This is a genomic window from Phyllobacterium zundukense, assembly GCF_025452195.1.
GTDB lineage: Bacteria > Pseudomonadota > Alphaproteobacteria > Rhizobiales > Rhizobiaceae > Phyllobacterium > Phyllobacterium zundukense_A.
Window position 1 is genome coordinate 686330 of record NZ_CP104973.1, and the last position, 18231, is coordinate 704560.

At 55.5% G+C, this 18231-nt stretch carries 13 protein-coding genes; all 13 read left to right on the plus strand.

Going from position 1 to position 18231, the window contains the following annotated elements:
* Nucleotides 1-6: 6 nt before the first annotated feature.
* The 13 genes from hutC (at nucleotide 7) to N8E88_RS15785 (ending at nucleotide 18093) form a co-directional block, all read left to right on the plus strand.
* Nucleotides 7-771 carry a histidine utilization transcriptional repressor HutC gene (hutC, locus tag N8E88_RS15725; RefSeq protein ID WP_410010652.1) on the plus strand — a complete coding sequence of 255 codons (765 nt, stop codon included), beginning with the start codon at nucleotides 7-9 and terminating at the stop codon, nucleotides 769-771.
* A 225-nt stretch (nucleotides 772-996) separates the two neighbouring features.
* Nucleotides 997-1380, plus strand: a complete 384-nt coding sequence (locus tag N8E88_RS15730) for a hypothetical protein (RefSeq protein ID WP_262294484.1) — start codon at nucleotides 997-999, stop codon at nucleotides 1378-1380.
* A gap of 83 nt (nucleotides 1381-1463) precedes the next feature.
* Nucleotides 1464-2822 carry a PepSY-associated TM helix domain-containing protein gene (locus tag N8E88_RS15735; RefSeq protein ID WP_262294485.1) on the plus strand — a complete coding sequence of 453 codons (1359 nt, stop codon included), beginning with the start codon at nucleotides 1464-1466 and terminating at the stop codon, nucleotides 2820-2822.
* Between the two features lie 23 nt (nucleotides 2823-2845).
* Nucleotides 2846-3367: a copper chaperone PCu(A)C gene (locus N8E88_RS15740; protein ID WP_262294486.1), complete on the plus strand. Its 522-nt coding sequence runs from the start codon at nucleotides 2846-2848 to the stop codon at nucleotides 3365-3367.
* Between the two features lie 3 nt (nucleotides 3368-3370).
* Nucleotides 3371-3961, plus strand: coding sequence for an SCO family protein (locus tag N8E88_RS15745; RefSeq protein ID WP_262294487.1), 591 nt, complete (start codon nucleotides 3371-3373; stop codon nucleotides 3959-3961).
* 246 nt (nucleotides 3962-4207) lie between these two features.
* On the plus strand, nucleotides 4208-4390 hold the full coding sequence (locus tag N8E88_RS15750; protein ID WP_262294488.1) for a hypothetical protein: 183 nt from the start codon (nucleotides 4208-4210) through the stop codon (nucleotides 4388-4390).
* Complete coding sequence (locus N8E88_RS15755; protein ID WP_262294489.1) at nucleotides 4371-4877, plus strand: hypothetical protein; 507 nt, start codon at nucleotides 4371-4373, stop codon at nucleotides 4875-4877. Before N8E88_RS15750 ends, N8E88_RS15755 begins: the two co-directional genes overlap by 20 nt.
* Before the next feature lie 13 nt (nucleotides 4878-4890).
* A complete protein-coding gene (locus tag N8E88_RS15760; protein ID WP_262294490.1) occupies nucleotides 4891-5067 on the plus strand; it encodes a hypothetical protein in 177 nt (58 codons plus the stop codon).
* Nucleotides 5068-5359: 292 nt separating this feature from the next.
* Complete coding sequence (locus N8E88_RS15765) at nucleotides 5360-6388, plus strand: sulfate ABC transporter substrate-binding protein (RefSeq protein ID WP_262294491.1); 1029 nt, start codon at nucleotides 5360-5362, stop codon at nucleotides 6386-6388.
* Between the two features lie 4 nt (nucleotides 6389-6392).
* Nucleotides 6393-7253: a sulfate ABC transporter permease subunit CysT gene (gene cysT / locus N8E88_RS15770; protein ID WP_262294492.1), complete on the plus strand. Its 861-nt coding sequence runs from the start codon at nucleotides 6393-6395 to the stop codon at nucleotides 7251-7253.
* A complete protein-coding gene (gene cysW / locus N8E88_RS15775; protein ID WP_410010653.1) occupies nucleotides 7237-8124 on the plus strand; it encodes a sulfate ABC transporter permease subunit CysW in 888 nt (295 codons plus the stop codon). The genes cysT and cysW overlap by 17 nt, the downstream gene beginning before the upstream one ends.
* 12 nt (nucleotides 8125-8136) lie before the next feature.
* Nucleotides 8137-9174 (plus strand): sulfate/molybdate ABC transporter ATP-binding protein, encoded by a 1038-nt coding sequence (locus tag N8E88_RS15780; RefSeq protein WP_262294494.1) that lies wholly within the window; start codon nucleotides 8137-8139, stop codon nucleotides 9172-9174.
* Between the two features lie 327 nt (nucleotides 9175-9501).
* On the plus strand, nucleotides 9502-18093 hold the full coding sequence (locus tag N8E88_RS15785; protein ID WP_262294495.1) for a glycoside hydrolase family 94 protein: 8592 nt from the start codon (nucleotides 9502-9504) through the stop codon (nucleotides 18091-18093).
* The last annotated feature ends 138 nt before the right edge of the window (nucleotides 18094-18231 follow it).

Here is an 18231-nt window from a genome sequence, read left to right on the forward strand (position 1 = left end):
GTCGCCTTGGATCAGTTGGAAAACCCCATTACCGATACGCCGAAGGGTCAGCTCTCCGCCCGTATCCGCCACGACATCGAACAGCGGATCCTGCTCGGCGAATGGGCTCCCGGTTTTCGCATTCCGATGGAACGCGAATTGATGGAAACCTACGGTTGTGCGCGGATGACCGTGAACAAGGCTCTGTCGGCGCTTGCTGCTTCCGGACTCATCGAGCGCCGACGCAAGGCGGGAAGCTTCGTTTCGCAGCCGCTGTCACAATCGGCCGTCATCGAAATTCCGGACGTGCGTGCCGAGGTCGAGGCCATCGGTCAGGTCTACAGACTTGAGGTGATTTTACGGCAACAGCGCCGCTCGACGCGAGACGACATGGAACGCCTCAATGTACAAACGCCGCGTCAGGTCCTGGCGATTTCCTGCCGTCATTTTGCCGGCCGGCGCGTCCATGCTTTCGAGGACCGGCTGATCGATCTTGTCAGCGTTCCGGAAGCCGCCGATATCTCCTTCGCCGACGAACCTCCGGGAACATGGCTGCGCGGTCATGTGCCGTGGTCGGAGGCTGAAAACCGGATCAGCGCGTTCAATGCGGATTCCATGCTGGCCACTCGTCTGGAGGTGAAGGAAGGCTCGGCCTGTTTGCAGGTCGAACGATCGACATGGAGAGGCAAACGGCCGATCACCGCCGTTCGTATGTTTTACCCGGGTGAAACCTATCGGCTGGTTGCCCATTTCAGTCCGAAGGGCGACATGCCGCGCCGCGATCTTTCGTAGTCTCCGGTTTGGAACCAAACCAGTCTGAACCGGAACATTTTTTGCACACGAACAGGCAAAACTCATGCAGGAGTTGCCGAAACTGTTGCAAGAATCGTCGAATCTGGCGCAAGATTTTCCACCTTGACGGGAAATTCCCGTGTGCTCAGTTGCATTCCTCTTTGCCGCATGGATTTTCCGGTCTGGCTCCTGTATTTAAACCTGCGAAGTGAAAATGGGGCGGTAATGCGCAATATTCGAAACGACTGGCGATTGGCGGTGCGCATGCTTTGCGCATTGGCGCTCGTATTCGTTGCCTTCGCGCACCAGCCCATTTCAGCCTCTCCAGCCAGCGATATCGACCTTGCCGCCTATACTTTACCGGACGGGTCAGTACCCGTTCTCTGCCTCGACAACCAGGTGGAACAAGGTTCCCACAAGAGCGCCTGGCACGGCAATGGTTGCGAGGCCTGCCGTCTTTCGGCGTCCGTCGTTCTGCCGGTTCCGCCCATGGCGTTCGGCTTGAAAAACGAGCCAGTTCAATCACTTACGATTAAGCGGGAAGCGGTCCGGATCGCGCGCAGCCTCTTTCCGCCATCGGCTCCACCGCAAGCTCCTCCCCTCGTCTGACATAAAATGCGCCCTCGAGGGCGCGTCGCGGCGGCCTGCTCCGGCGGTGCCGTCAACCTTGCTGTCAGACGACTGGAACACATATGACCGTCTCAAGCATGGCTTCCGGGAAGCCTTATTATCTCAGTCTTTCGCTCTATCGCGCCATTTGGCGCTGGCACTTTTTCGCCGGCCTTCTGGTCATCCCTTTCATGCTCAATCTCGCCATCACCGGCAGCCTCTATCTGTTCAAGGACGAGATAGACAACACCGTCTTCGCCTATCGCAACGTGGTTCAGCCGCGCGGCGAATTTCTTGCCCCTTCGCTCCTGACCGACAACGCGAAAGCGGCGGTGCCGGGATCAAAAGTGCTGCGATATCAATCACCTGGTACTCCAACACAATCGGCAAGAGTCACCGTAGGTACCCCCGACGGGAACGTTCTGGTCTTCATCGATCCCTATAGCGGCGCGGTTCTGGGCAAGGTCGGCGAAAAGGAAGAATTCAACTGGGTCGTCAAGAAAATTCACAGCCTCGAATATTTCGGCCTTGCCTTCAACCGCATCGTCGAAGCCGTCGGCGGCCTTGCGTTAGTCCTTGTTATTACAGGCTTTTATCTGTGGTGGCCACGTAAACAGACTGGCGGTGTCGTCACTGTTCGCGGAACTCCGGACAAACGTGTGTTCTGGCGGGATCTGCATGCCGTGACCGGCGCAGGTGCCGGCGCATTGATCTTCTTCCTTGCGATATCCGGCATGCCGTGGTCGGGCTATTGGGGTGACAAGCTGAACACGACGTTGTCCGGCTATGGACTTGGCTATCCCGTTCAGCTGTGGGACAATGTCCCGGTTTCAAAACTTCAGACAAAACAATTACTTGGCAACTCCGGATGGACTGTCGAAAATGCACCGGTGCCGGTGTCAACGTTGGGCGGAACGCCCGTCGGGCTTGACCGGATCGTCGCCTCCGCGGCGGCAGCGGGCATGACACCAGGCTTTGAAGTCTCGCTGCCTGCCAGCAAGAGGGGGGTTTATACCGCAGCCGTCTTCCCCGACGATATCGTAAAACAGCGGACAATCCACTTCGACCAGTATAGCGGTAACCCATTGGTTGATTTGAAGTTTTCCGACTATGGAGCCGGTGCCAAGGCCATCGAGTTTGGCATCGGTGTGCATCAAGGCCAATATTGGGGCCTTGCCAACCAACTCGCCATGTTGGCGACATGCCTTGCGATCATCCTCGCCTCTTTCTCTGCCGTGGTCATGTGGTGGAAGCGGCGTCCTTCAGGACGGCTCGGCGTGCCACCCATGCCGCAGCAAAAAAGTGTCTTTGCAGTATTTACCTTGGTCATACTGGTATTCGGCATCGCCTTTCCACTGACCGGGTTCGCAATTCTCGGCATGTTGATCCTCGACCAGTTGATCACGCGCATCCCTTCGCCTTTGCAACGTGTATTCTCATAAGAAATCTGAATTGGAGACGCCTCATGAAATCTTTTTCCAGAATTACCGCCGTCGCACTGGTATTTGCGGCAATCTCGTCTGCTCAGGCGCACGATCATTCCAAGATGACGCAGGGTGCCGCCACTAGCGATGACAGCTCCATGGACCCCGTAAAAGCTGGGGATCTGACCTTGAGCGGCGCCTTTACCCGCGCCACCCTGCCCGGAGCGAAAGTCGGTGGCGGCTATATCAAGATCGAAAATCAAGCGAGCGGACCGGACCAGCTCCTTGGCGGCTCCAGTCCTGTTGCTGCGCGCGTCGAGGTGCATGAAATGAAGATGGATGGCAACGTCATGCAAATGCGCAAGCTGAAGGACGGACTTGCGATTCCGGCTGGCGGCAGCGCAGAACTCTCTCCTGGAGGCACACATTTGATGTTGATCGACCTCTCAGCCCCCCCTGAAAGAGGGCGATATGGTACCTGTTACGCTCGATTTTGCCAAAGCCGGCAAGGTCGACGTCCAGTTCATGGTCGGGCCTGCAGGCGCAACAAGCATGGAGCATAATTGATGAATTTCCGCTTCTTGCGCTATGCACTATGGGCGCTGATCGCCATTTTGTGCGGTTTTCTTGTCTTCACCTATGTCAACGCGCGCAATGGCGGTAATACCCAAGCGGTCCAGCTCGGCGTTCCGTTCAATCTCGTTGACCAGAACAACGCTCCGATTACCGCCGCGGCCTTCAAGGGCCATCCAACTGCGCTGTTCTTCGGGTTCACCCATTGCCCCGAAGTCTGCCCGACGACGCTCTTCGAAATGGCCGGATGGCTGAAGACGCTTGGCGATGAAGGCAAAGACCTGCGCGTCTTCTTCATCTCCGTCGATCCGGAGCGCGACACCCCGGACGTCATGAAGGGCTATACATCGGCCTTCACGGACCGGATTACCGGCATCACCGGCAATCCGCAGGAAGTCGAGAAGCTCCTCAAGGGCTGGAAGATTTATGCGAAGAAGGTGCCAACCGAAAACGGTGATTACACCATGGACCATACGGCATCAGTCATGCTGCTTGATCGCGACGGGCGGCTAAAAAGCACGATCGACTACAAGGAAAGCCCAGACGTTGCGTTGAAAAAGCTTCGGCTGCTGATCGCCGGATAAACATGCGCTTGCTATCTCTTCCGGTCCCCGGTCCGGAAGAGATAACTATGCTCTTCGCGGGTCGATCCGAACATTTGTATACTAAAAAGCTCATAATTTCCTAGAATTATTCTAACCTATTGATATTTTTATAGGTTTTAAAGATTTAGTATTTGACATTGCGGTTTTCAAAAGCCTTTATGCGGAAAGTGCAAAAGCACATCCCTTTGATGTCTGGGCCTTGAACCCTTTCGATTGGAGGACCCTATGATAGGTCTTTTTCTGCCACGCCTGCGCGTGGTTTCCCTGCTGAATCATCAGCAACTGTCTCCTGTCTTTGGCCGCAACAGCTTACGGCAGCTGGTCACCCGCGGTCACCGCAGTGGCCCTCTCGCCCTGATCCGCAACAACGAGCAGGATGGGAGCGGCGATGTATCCACGCATATCTGAGTCCGGCAATAGTGCAGGTTGCTATTTCGACCGCACACCGGAAAAGCTGGTGCTCGAAGGCTACCGGCGTTGGACGGCGGGTTTTGAAACCGGCTCTGTCATCGCGTGGGAAATGGCCTATGGGCTCTACAGCGAGCTGCTCGGCACGCGTAACGGCAACCGTGCACTATCCGAGCTGTCGTTCTTCATCCGGACCCTGCGCCACTGCGCATTATGCCCGCTCAAGACATTTCCATTTGGTTCGCACCATGTCTGCCGGGAAGAATGCATGACCTTAGGGCTCATCGCCGGGATACAAAATTGCGACATGGTTGCGGCACGAACCTGCCTCAATGCCATGGCATGTCCCTCGCGCCATGAGGAAGTGGAGAACGCAGCGATCAGCTTTGCCGAAACGCTGGCCGAGATGGATCAGATGCTCTTGCCGATCCCTAAATCTGCGATCGACGACATCATTTCCCGCCCGTTACGGGCGAACTTTCACTGAGGAGAGAAAGCGCATGATCATCAGTTCACGTATGGAACGCCGCCTTTCCATAGCAGCCACCGCGTTATTGACAGCCGCAATCTTCGTCATGCCAATCAAGACGCGCACTTTCAACGATGCCCGGAACGATCCCGCCGACTACACACGGTTTGCTGACGCGACGCCGGTGAAAATGCCATTGGGCAAATAGAAATCCGGGCAAGTTCACGCAGCTCGACCGGGCGAACAAATTGGGCCGGAAGATTATTCCGGCGTAGTCGCATTTTCCAGAGAAGCCCCCCGCGACCTTCTCAATCGACCAAAAACAGCTCTGCTACTTAAGTTTGAGAGAATCTTATGCCTGCGCGGAATAGACGACTGTTTCAGTAGACTATGCCAATACGGTAGAATATTCTAATTTTTCCCTGTAAAAGGAATTCTTTCTAACGCCCCTATTTGGAGGCGCTCTGCTACGCTTCAGTTCTAATCATACGGAGGCAGGCATGAAACGTTCCCGATTTTCCCTAGCACTGGCGGCTGTGTTGCTCACGGCGACGGTCGCCATTCAGCCGATGTCTGCTGCCCACGCGGACACCACCCTTTTAAACGTGTCTTACGATCCGACACGCGAGCTTTACAAGGACTTCAATGCGGCGTTCGCCGCCAAGTGGAAAGCCGACACGGGCGAGACAGTGACGATCCAGGCATCTCACGGCGGCTCAGGTGCGCAGGCGCGTTCCGTCATTGACGGGCTGGACGCCGATGTTGTGACGCTAGCGCTTGAAAGCGATGTGAATGCCATCGTCAAAGCCAAGAAAATCAATCCTGACTGGATCAAGAAATTCCCGCACAACTCTGCGCCGTATACGTCAACGATAGTTTTTCTCGTGCGCAAGGGCAATCCGAAGGCCATCAAGGATTGGGGGGACCTCGTCAAAGATGGCGTGGAGGTGATCACGCCTAATCCTAAAACGTCCGGTGGCGCCCGCTGGAATTACCTTGCGGCCTGGGCATGGGCCAACGCGCAGTACGGCGGCGATGAAGCCAAGATCAAGGAGTATATTGGAAATCTGTTCCAGCATGTTCCCGTGCTCGATTCCGGTGCACGCGGCGCGACCAATACATTCGCCCAGCGCGAACTCGGTGACGTATTGCTTGCCTGGGAAAATGAGGCGTACCTGGCATCAGCGGAATTCGGCGATGACAAATTTGATATCGTCGTTCCACCCAGCTCGATTCTCGCTCAACCGTCTGTTGCCGTGGTCGATGCGAATGTCGATGCAAAAGGTACTCGCAAGGTAGCTGAAGCCTATCTTGGATATCTGTATTCCAAGGAGGGCCAGGAGATTGCAGCCAAGCACTTTTATCGTCCCTCCGAGCCTGGACTGGTAGCGCCAGAACTAATCAAAAAATTACCGGAGTTGAAACTGGTTACGATCGATGATCCAATCTTCGGCGGATGGGCAAAGGCACAGCCCTATCACTTCGGAGATGGCGGAACCTTTGACCAGATTTACAAGCCGAAACAGTAACAGCATGACATCCAACCTTGCGAAAGCGGGTTGGCGGTTTAAGCAGCCGAGCGTTATTCCGGGATTTGGAATGGCGCTCGGTTTCACTCTTGCCTACCTCGCACTCATTGTTCTTATTCCTTTAACAGGCCTTGTCTTGCGCTCGGCTTCATTGGGCCTTCCCGGATTTTGGCATGTAGCGACTGATCCACGAACCGTAAATGCGCTGAAAATCAGCTTTGGCACATCCCTTATTGCTGCTGTGATCAACGTCATCTTCGGTATCATCGTTGCGTGGGTACTGGTGCGCTACCGGTTTCCAGGCCGCAGAATTGTCGATGCCATCGTCGATCTACCGTTTGCGTTGCCGACGGCTGTTGCTGGCATTGCGCTGACGGCGCTTTATTCGAAAAACGGCTGGATCGGCCGCTGGCTCGATTTGATCGGGATCAAGGTTGCTTTCACGCCGATCGGCATAACGATCGCCCTGATCTTTATCGGTCTGCCCTTCGTGGTTCGGACTGTTCAGCCAGTGATGGAGGAAATCCGCAAGGAAGTCGAAGAAGCTGCAGCGACACTCGGCGCCAACCGCTTCCAGACCATTACACGGGTACTCTTGCCGGGCTTGCAGCCGGCCATCCTGACCGGATTTGCGCTGGCATTTGCGAGGGCGGTGGGTGAGTACGGTTCTGTGATCTTTATCGCCGGAAACCTTCCCTATGTCTCAGAAATTGCGCCGCTTTTGATTGTGATCCGACTAGAGGAATTTGATTATGCGGGTGCGACCGCGATTGCTACGATCATGCTGTTGATCTCATTTTTCATGCTTTTCGTCATCAATCTCATTCAGGCATGGAGCCGGAGGAGGTATGGTTATGGCGCTTGAATCTGGCTCCGTCACAGACCCGACAGCTACAGCTCGGCACGCGACCACCGAGCGGCGTACGGCACGCTTCGTTTTGACAGGTATCGCGTTGGCCTTTCTTGCGCTGTTTCTTGTGCTCCCGCTCGTATCGGTTTTTGTCGAAGCTTTTCGCAAGGGACCCACTGAATATTTGGCTGCATTTTCAGAACCTGATGCTCAGGCAGCCGTTCGTCTGACACTGCTGGTCGCTTCCATCGCGGTACCGCTAAACGTTGTTTTCGGCGTTGTCGCGGCGTGGGCGATCGCCAAGTTCGAATTCAAGGGCAAGGCCTTCCTGACCACATTGATCGATCTGCCGTTTTCGGTATCGCCGGTCATTTCCGGCCTCGTATATGTATTGTTGTTCAGTTCACAATCCGCACTAGGCCCGTGGTTAAAATCACATGGCATCGAGATCCTTTTTGCGGTGCCCGGAATCGTGCTGGCGACCATGTTCGTCACCTTTCCATTTGTCGCGAGGGAATTGATCCCACTGATGCAGGAGCAAGGTACGACCGATGAAGAAGCCGCCTTGTCGCTCGGAGCCAATGGCTGGCAGACGTTCTGGCACGTCACGCTCCCAAACATCAAATGGGGCTTGCTCTATGGCGTACTTTTATGCAACGCCCGGGCCATGGGAGAATTTGGCGCAGTATCTGTCGTTTCAGGACATATCAGGGGCCTCACCAACACGATGCCGCTGCATGTCGAAATTCTTTACAATGAATATAATTTTGTCGCTGCTTTCGCAGTGGCTTCGCTCCTGGCGCTTCTTGCGCTGGTAACACTCGTTCTCAAGACTCTTCTGGAGCTGAGATACGGCGCGGAGCTACGTGCGGTTGGCGGACACTAAAGGGGGTTATTTATGGATGTTCGTGTAAGTGGTGTGCGCAAGGAATTCGATCGGTTTCCAGCGCTGCACGACGTTTCACTTGATATCAATTCTGGCGAACTCATTGCGCTGCTCGGTCCGTCCGGATCCGGCAAGACCACACTGTTGCGCCTGATTGCAGGGCTTGAAACTCCCACCGAGGGTAAGGTTTTCTTTGGCGACGAGGATGCTTCGCTGAAGTCCGTACAGGAGCGGAACGTCGGTTTCGTCTTTCAACACTATGCCCTGTTCCGCCATATGACAGTGATTGACAATGTCAGCTTCGGCTTGAAGGTACGTCCTGGCTCAAGCCGGCCAAGCAAGGACGAAATTCGTCGACGCTCGTCGGAACTTCTGGATTTCGTGCAGCTTTCCGGCCTTGAAAAACGCTATCCGGCGCAGCTCTCAGGCGGCCAGCGTCAACGCGTCGCGCTCGCCCGGGCCATGGCTATCGAACCGCGTGTGTTGTTGCTGGACGAACCCTTTGGCGCGCTTGACGCGAAGGTCCGCAAAGAACTTCGCCGCTGGTTGCGCGAAATTCACGACAAGACAAAGCATACGACTGTTTTCGTGACGCATGATCAGGACGAGGCGCTGGAATTGGCTGACCGCGTTGTGGTCATGAGCCAAGGCAGGATAGAGCAGATCGGTACCCCGGATGAGGTCTATGACCGGCCGAATTCACCGTTTGTCTACAGCTTCATCGGTGAGTCGAGTTCCATCGGCGTTCAGATCAAGAACGGCGAATTATGGCTTGATGGCGAAGCGTTGAGTATCTCGAGCGATCGACCTGACGGTGAAGGACTGCTGTATTTCAGACCGCACGATGTCGACCTTATTGAGGACTCCAACGGAGGCATCGCCGGTACAGTCGTTGCGAGCCGCCGTGTGGGTGCTACGCGACGCATCGAGCTGCGAATAGCTGGTGTAACCGATCATGTGGAGATCGAAATTCCAGCGGACCACCCGGCAACGGAAACAAGCCGCATCGCTTTTCGCCCCAAACATTGGCGCGTGTTCCCAAAGAGCTGATCGACCCAATTTAGCGAAAGACCGGGATAGCCAAATCCCGGTCTTTTTTGTTACAGTCAATGGTCTCATATTTATCGCAACGGGCTTGGCTATTCAGCTGTGACCCGCCGATGCAGCGGCTTTCCCCTGTGCAGAAGCTCCGTAATTGCGTACAAAGACTAATAGAAATCTGACTCATTTTCATCAAAACTGATCGCTAACGATAAAAGTGGTGATAGCTTAATTGCCATGACCTGATTAGACCATAAACTGAACGTGGACGATCGGCCCTGATCGCCTGAGTGCTCCAATCCCGAAGATTCTTTCTTCCAAACTGAAATGAAACCAATGCCCGTATTGAGCTTTTTTCAAGCGTTTGCATCCCAGAAGAAGACTGTTGGTCAGATTTTTGCTGTCCAACCCAACCCGATACGGGCTCATTATAAATCAATCGACGATTTGAGGGATCTTGGGACCCGGGTGGCAAAGGGCGAAGACGTTCGATTGCCCGATTACGAGCCGATGGTTTTTGAGCAGCGGACCGTCGAAAACGCAAGGCTGATCCTGCATTCCTACCGTTCCTCCGATGCGGCAGCACGTAACGGTGAAACGATAACACCAGCAGCCCAATGGCTTTTGGACAATTATTACCTGGTCGACCAGAACATACAGCAGGTCGAGCGCGACCTGCCCAAGAAATTTTTCAGACAGTTGCCGCCGCTTGCGAACCAGCCCAACATTCCGCGGGTAATGGCGCTCGCCTGGCTTTATGTCGCGCATACAGACAGCCAGTTTTCGCTGAATAGCCTGAGCGCCATCGTCGAAGGCTTCCAGACGGTCGAACCCCTGCATATCGGTGAATTGTGGGCACTTCCATCCGCCGTCCGCTTTATTCTAATTGAGAATGCCCGGCGTCTTTCGCTGCGCGTCGAGCGTGCCCGCCGCATGCGCGCGTACGCCAATAGTGTTGCCGACGAAATCACGCTGAACGCTGAAAAAGACACCCTCCCGCAGCTTTTGGCACAGTATGCGCCAGCGGCCAAGGACAGCACGTTTGCCACCCACCTGCTTTACCGTTTGCGTGGCGGCACCGCTCACTCCGGAGCTGCGGTCGCGTGGCTCGAAGACGAGCTCGAAAAGAATGGCAGCGATTCCGAGGATGCCATCATTCAGGAACATACACGCCAATCGACGGGCGGCGTGAGCATGGGCAATCTCATTCGCAGCCTGAAGGCGATCGATGACGTTGACTGGATTACCTGGTTTGAGACAGTCAGCGGCGTCGATGCCGTTCTGCGCGACAACTCCAATTTCGATGCGCTCGACTTTCATTCTCGCAATGCCTACCGCGTTGCCATTGAAAAGATTGCCCGCCGCTCAGGCAAGAGCGAACACGACATCACGCAATCGGCTCTCGAACTCGCACATAAAAGTGCTGAAGAGACCGGTGGCGAAGGGGGCGTTACCGAGCAGCGCAAACGCGATGTCGGTTATTATCTTGCCGGAGACGGCCGTCCGGAACTTGAAGAGACGTGTGGCTACAAGCCGACACTTCTTATTCGTTGGGTGCGGTTCTATCGCAGATTGGGCCTCGCCGGCTTGTGGGCCCCGGCTTCGTTCTTCTCGATCGCTATCCTCGTACTGATCAATTATTTCCTGCGCCGTGCTGGATTGTCCGACGGCATGACTTGGCTGTTCACTTTGCTCGCAGTGTTCCCCACGATGGAAACAGCCAATGGCTTCGTCAACTGGATCATACCGATGTTCATGCCGCCGACGCGGCTCATCGGCTTCGAGTACAAGAACGGCCTGCCCCAGGAGGCAAAAACCCTCGTTGCCGTGCCGACGCTGATTACCTCGCGTGACTCCGTCGATGAGCATATCCGCAATCTCGAAGTGCACTATCTCACCAATCCGCGCGGCGAGGTCTATTTCGCGCTTTTGACGGACTGGGCTGACAGCAAATTTGAACAGACCGATGATGATCTCGACATCTTCGACTATGCGCGCGAGAAAATTACTGCGCTGAATGAGCACTACACGCAGAATAATCCCCGCTTCTTCCTGCTGCATCGCAAGCGTCTGTTCAATGCGCAGGAGAACCGCTGGATGGGCTGGGAGCGCAAGCGCGGCAAGTTGCACGAGCTCAATATGCTGCTGCGCGGCGACAAGGATACGACGTATTTCCCTTCGAACGAAGAAATTCCGACCGACATCAAGTTCGTTATGACGCTCGACTCCGACACGCGCCTGACACCCGACTCCGTCAATCGCCTGGCGGGCAAGCTCATTCATCCCCTTAACAGGCCCATCTACAGTGCCAAGGCAGGCCGTGTGGTCAGTGGCTATGCCATCTTGCAGCCTCGCGTCACTCCTTCCCTGACGACCGGCGATGATGCCTCGTTCCTGCAACGCGTTTTTTCGGTCAATCGTGGCATCGACCCTTACGTTTTTGCAGTTTCCGACGTCTACCAGGACGTTCTTGGTGAAGGCACGTTTACCGGCAAAGGTCTTTATGACATCGATTTCTTTGAAGCCGCACTTGACGGAAAGATCGGCGAAAACGCGGTTCTGAGCCATGACCTGCTCGAAGGCGGCTATGCGCGTAGCGCGCTCGTAAGTGATGTCGAAGTGGTCGAGGATTACCCCACGGGCTACAATGTCGATATCTCGCGCCATCATCGCTGGACGCGTGGCGACTGGCAGCTCCTGCCTTATCTTTTCAGCACACGACCGGGCGTCACCGCAGTCACGCGCTGGAAAATGGTCGACAATCTTCGCCGCTCGCTTACTCCTATATTCTGGATCCTTGCCTCAATTGCCGGCTGGACATTGCTGCCACCGGGGCTAGCTACAGTTTGGCAATGCTTCATGATCTTCAGCATGTTCATCGTGCCGACGATGATCCTGTTTACCAATCTCGTGCCGACGGACATGAACCTTTCGCTCAAGGGGCACTTCCAGGCGATCCTCACGGATATTTTTGCAGGGGCAGCCGACATCGCCCTGCGTATCACCTTCATCGCAAATATGGCTTGCCTGATGCTCGATGCGATGGTGCGCACGCTCTATCGCCTTTTCATTTCGCGCAAACATCTTCTTGAATGGCGCGCGGCAGCTCAAGCAAAGACGAGTTCGCCCGACACGCTGAGCTACTACCTGCAACTCATGTGGCCCGCGATAATTGTCGCCCTGATCGCCATTGGCCTTCCCTTGGCAGTTCAAAGCCGGGCTTGGTTCCTGGCTGTTCCTTTCGCATTGATCTGGCTGCTATCGCCAGTGATTGCATGGCTTGTCAGCCGCTCGGCCAAACCACTCGATGATTTGAACGTGCGCTCATCTGACAAGGGTGAACTGCGACGTTTCGCCCGCCGTACCTGGCACTACTACGATACATTCGTCACCAAAGAGCAGAACTTCATTCCACCGGACAATTTCCAGGAGGACCCGTATCCCGTTATTGCGACGCGCACGTCGCCTACCAATATCGGCATGTATTTGCTCTCGACTGTCGCCGCCCGTGACTTCGGTTGGATCAGTTTTAACGAGACCCTGACCCGCATCGACCAGACCCTCGAAACGCTCGAGAAGATGGAGAAATATCGCGGCCATCTCTACAACTGGTACGAAACGACCACGCTGCGACCACTCCTTCCACTTTACGTTTCGGCGGTGGATAGCGGCAATTTGGCGGGCCATCTCGTCGCCCTGTCATCGGCGCTGGAGAAATGGGCCGAGGCACCCTCGGTTTATCTACAGAGCGATCTCGACGGCGTTCTCGACGTCAGCGATATTCTTGAAGAAGCCATCAGTGACATTCCCGATGATCGCCGCGTTTTGAGACCCTTGCGCCGCCGCCTTGAAGAACGCGTTTCCAACTTCCGCCGGGCAATCACGACGATCAAGGAGGAGCCCGAAACCGCATCGCTACGCACAATCAACCTTGCTCTCTTCGCGGGAGATATCCAGCGCCTGACAGAAGAATTGCATGGCGAACTCGAAAGCCCGGTTAGCGCCACCGCCAATGAGTGGGCGCTCCTGCTCGTCAAGACGTGTCAGGGACATACGGACGATGCAATCGGCAGTCACGAGAGCACAGACATTCTGCGCGAACGCTTGGGTACCCTCGCGACACGAGCGCGGCAGCTAGCATTCGACACCGATTTCACCTTCCTGGAGCGCAAGGAGCGGCGCCTTTTGTCCATCGGTTTCCGCGTGGAAACCAACGAGCTCGATGCCAGCTGTTATGACCTTCTCGCCTCCGAAGCGCGTCTGGCCAGCCTCTTTGCCATCGCCAAGGGCGATATTCCGGTGGATCACTGGTTCAAACTCGGCCGTTTGCTGGTGCCGGTTGGCTGGCGCGGTGCGCTGGTTTCATGGTCCGGGTCGATGTTCGAATATCTCATGCCGCCTCTGGTCATGATCGAACCGCTCGGGAGCATGTTGGATCAAACCAACAAGTTGATCGTACAACGCCAGATCGAATATGGGGAGTCCAAGGGACTGCCCTGGGGCATTTCCGAAGCGGCTTATAACGCCCGCGACCCGGAGATGAACTACCAGTACACCAATTTCGGGGTTCCGACACTCGGCCTCAAGCGCGGCCTTTCCAAAAATTACGTTGTAGCGCCCTATGCCAGCATAATGGCCAGCCAGTATCAACCGGCAGCCGCTGTCAAGAATCTGCAACGTTTGCGTGCCATGGGCGCACTCGGACAGTATGGTTTTTATGACGCCGTAGACTTTACCAAATCGCGCGTCCGCGAAGATGACGAATATGCCGTGGTGCGCAATTACATGGCCCACCATCACGGTATGTCGATTGTTGCCGTCAACAATGTTGTATTCGAAGGTCGAATGCGTGAGCGTTTCCACGCGGATCCCGTGATCGAAGCAGCTGAGCTGCTTCTGCAAGAGAAAGCTCCACGCGAAATACCGGTCCTGCAAGCCAAAGCGGAGAACCCGATGCGCAAGGCGGTGGAGAGCTCGGAAGAAACGGCTTCTATCCGCTTCATCCAGAATCCATTGAGTGCGCCAACCGCAACGCAAATAATGTCGAACGGACATTATTCGGTGATGGTCACTGCCAATGGCGGCGGATATAGCCGCTGGAATGGCCTTGCCATTACGCGTTTCCAACCCGATCCCCTCGAAAGCGGTTATGGTACGTTCCTGTTCCTGCGCGATCTAGAAAATGGCGAATGGTGGTCAGCAACAGGCGATCCTGTGCGTGTTGCAGGCGAAAAGAGCACATCCATCTTCGCGGACTACAAGGCGGAGTTCGTCAAGGAGAATGGCACGATCCATTCTACCGTTGAGGCGATCGTTGCCTCGGATTCCGATGGCGAAGGCCGCCGTATCGTCATCACCAACACCGGTACCAAAGACCGCATTATTGAAGTCACCTCTTACGCCGAACTGGTATTGACGAACGACGATACGGATACTGCTCACCCTGCATTTGCCAAGATGTTTGTGGAGACCGAGATCGACCAGCGTGGCGACGCGATCTACGCTACGCGCCGCAAGCGGGGTAATGACGATCCGGACATCCACGTGGCCCATGTCGTAAGCGACAGTTCCGGTGCGATGCGCGAAATTCAGGCTGAAACCGACCGGCGCAACTTTATCGGTCGCGGGCGCTCTCTACGTAATCCGGCTGCCTTCGACGAAGGTGCGACACTCAGCGGCAGTCATGGTTTTGTGCTCGATCCCATCGCTTCTCTGCGTTGCCGTGTCCGCGTTCCCGCGCACAAGAAGGTTACGCTGGTCTTCTGGACTCTCGTACGTCCCAACCGTCAGGAGCTCGAGGAGGTGGTCTCCCGCTTCCGCCATCCGGATTGCTTTACCCGTGAATTCTCATTGTCGTGGACGAGTTCGCAGGTTCGCCTTCACCACATCGGCATCAACCCCGACGAGGCAGCTGAATTCCAGCGTGTCGCGACGAGCCTGATCTATCCCGACAAGACGCTGCGCATGCCGTCTGAAAACATCGCAAGCGGGCTCGGCAGCCAATCCGAGCTTTGGCCCATGTCGATCTCCGGTGACTTCCCGATCCTTGCGCTTCGCATTGATGATGAAGCTGATATGGAAACCCTGAGGAACCTCTTGAAAGCCCACGAATATTGGCGTGCGAAAGGCCTCGTTGTCGATGTTGTAGTCATCAACGAGCGTTCATTCTCTTACGCACAGGATTTCCAGCGCGGGTTGGAAGCCATCTGCGAAAACAGCCGTGCCCGCGGCGCTCAGCTTGGACCGCGCGTCCACATCTTCACAGTCCGTAAAGATCAGATGAGCGACGCAAGCTACAACACGCTTCTGGCTGCAGCCCGTACTGTCATGCACGCGCAGAATGGTTCGCTTTCCGAGCAACTGAAACGCATGGCAGGTCTGAGTGCCGATCTGGTGCCGGTCACGGAAACCAGGGGTAAATCCATCATAGCCGGTGATATTGAGAATAACGATTTGCGGGGGATCGCGCCGGCACCGACGCAGCTTATGAACAAGCGCCGTCCCAAGATTTCTGCAGACGACCTGTCATTCTGGAACGGGTTTGGCGGCTTCGACATGAAAAACGGCGAATATGTCGTTCGTCTTGGTGGGCTGGTCAGTACCCCGCAGCCCTGGATTAATGTGATTTCCAACCCCAGTTTTGGCTTTCACGTATCAGCCGAAGGCGCAGGTTTCACCTGGTCCGGCAACAGCCGCGACTATCAGCTGACGCAGTGGTCGAATGATCCGGTCATCAACCGGTCCGGCGAGGCGATTTATGTGGTGGATACGGATAAGAACATCGCGTTTTCACCCACGGCATCGGTGCTCCGCGATCCCTCTGTCCAGTACGAAACCCGGCATGGACAAGGTTATTCGATCTTTATTTCGCGCCACGGCAATATAGGGCTTGAGCTTACGCACACGATCGATCCTGACCAACCAGTTCGCCTGTCGAGCCTCAAGATCACGAATAGTGGCGGTACCAGCAAACAACTGCGTGTCTACGGATTTGTTGAATGGGTGCTCGGCAATGCTCGTGCAAAGACCGCGCCATTCATCGTGCCGTCCTGCGACACTGAAACGGGCGTTCTGTTTGCCCGCAATCCATACGGCACGGACCGACGTGAGCGCGTGGCGTTCTTTGCAGCCAGTGTAAAGCCTCAGTCCTATACAGCCGACCGCGCCGAGTTCTTTGGCGCGCTCGGTTCTGTTGATCGTCCAGAGGCGGTTCTTCAGGCAAAGATGCTGTCAAACCTGGTCGAAGCCGGCGGCGATCCCTGTGCTGCACTTGCAGTCGATATCAAAATCGCTGCAGGCGAAACTCAGGAGCTGGTCTTCTATATGGGCGATGCCGGCAGCCGCGAGGAGGCTCGCGAGATACTTGCGGGCCATAGCAAGCGGCCGTTCGAAGACACTCTCTCATCTTCGAGAGCGATCTGGACAGACTTCCTCGATGGGTTGCAAGTCGATACCCCGGATGATGCTTTCAATGTCATGGTGAATCGCTGGCTGCCTTATCAGAGTCTTGCCTGTCGCATCTGGGCACGTTCGGCTTTCTACCAGGCAAGCGGCGCCTTTGGCTTCCGCGATCAGCTGCAAGATACATTGTCCATGCTGATCCTGGACCCATCGCTCGCACGTCATCAAATTCTCAACGTCTCGGCGCGCCAGTTCAAGGAAGGCGACGTTCAACACTGGTGGTTGCCGACGACTGGCGCTGGCGTTCGCACGAAGATCTCCGACGACGTGGTCTGGCTCGGCTATGCCATCGCCCATTATACCTCGGTGACGGGCGACATGAGTATACTGGATGAGCAGGTCGCATTCATCGAAGGCAGGGCGCTAGAAAACGGTGAGCATGACGCCTTCTACCAGCCAACGATCTCAGACGAGAAAGTCAGCGTCTACGAGCATGCAGCCCGTGCGCTTGACCTTGCCGTTGCCCGTACGGGTTCCCACGGCCTGCCATTGATGCTGACAGGTGATTGGAACGACGGCATGAACCGTGTCGGTGAAGACGGTAAGGGCGAAAGCATATGGCTTGGCTGGTTCTTGATCAGCACTCTGCGCGACGTCTTGCCGATCGCAAGGCATTTCAAGGACAAGGAACGCATCGAGCGATGGGAAGTCCATATTGAAAGTCTGAAAGCCGCTCTCGAGAAGGATGGGTGGGATGGTGAATGGTATCGTCGTGGCTACTTTGACGACGGTGCTCCTCTTGGCTCGAAAAAGAGCGACGAGTGCAAGATCGACTCGATCGCTCAATCCTGGAGCGTCATATCCGGCTATGGCGATCCAGACCGCAGCAAGCGGGCAATGCAATCGGTCGCAACACATCTGGTCGACGATGATGTCGATATCATCAAGCTGTTCACGCCACCGTTCAACAAGACGCGGCATGATCCAGGCTATATCAAGAGTTATCCCGTCGGCGTGCGCGAAAATGGCGGGCAATATACACACGCTGCGACCTGGGCAGTTCTGGCCATGGCCAAGCTTGGCGATGCGGATGAAGCGTATCGCTGGTTCAAGAAGTTGAACCCTGTCAATCATTCGCTGACAATGGACAAGGCCGAGTTTTATCGTGTGGAACCTTACGTAGTGGCAGCGGACGTTTATTCGGTAGATCCTATGCGCGGACGCGGCGGCTGGACTTGGTATACCGGATCCGCCGGCTGGCTCTACCGTGTGGCGACAGAAGGCATTCTTGGCATCAGCCGTCGGAACGGCAAGCTATTCGTCGAACCTGCGCTTCCGTCGGAATGGAAGGGCTTCAGTTTCGTTCTGCGCAATGGCGAGGCCCGCTATTCGATAGAAGTGAAATCGGCGTCAAAGGGTGCCGGTAAGATCACTGTCAACGGTAAGAAGCTCACCAAAGCGGAAAATGGCATCCCGTTGCAACCGACGGGCGAACACAAGGTCATCATCGAAGTACCCGTGTCATAAACATTCCGTGTTCTTACACACCCGCCGCCTGTGACATTTCACTGGCGGCGGCTGTGTTTTGGCTGCAGAGCCCATTTCCAATTGGATTACCAGTTGAGAATCTTTGCAACTGACGTCAATCTGGCGCATAGTCAGCGT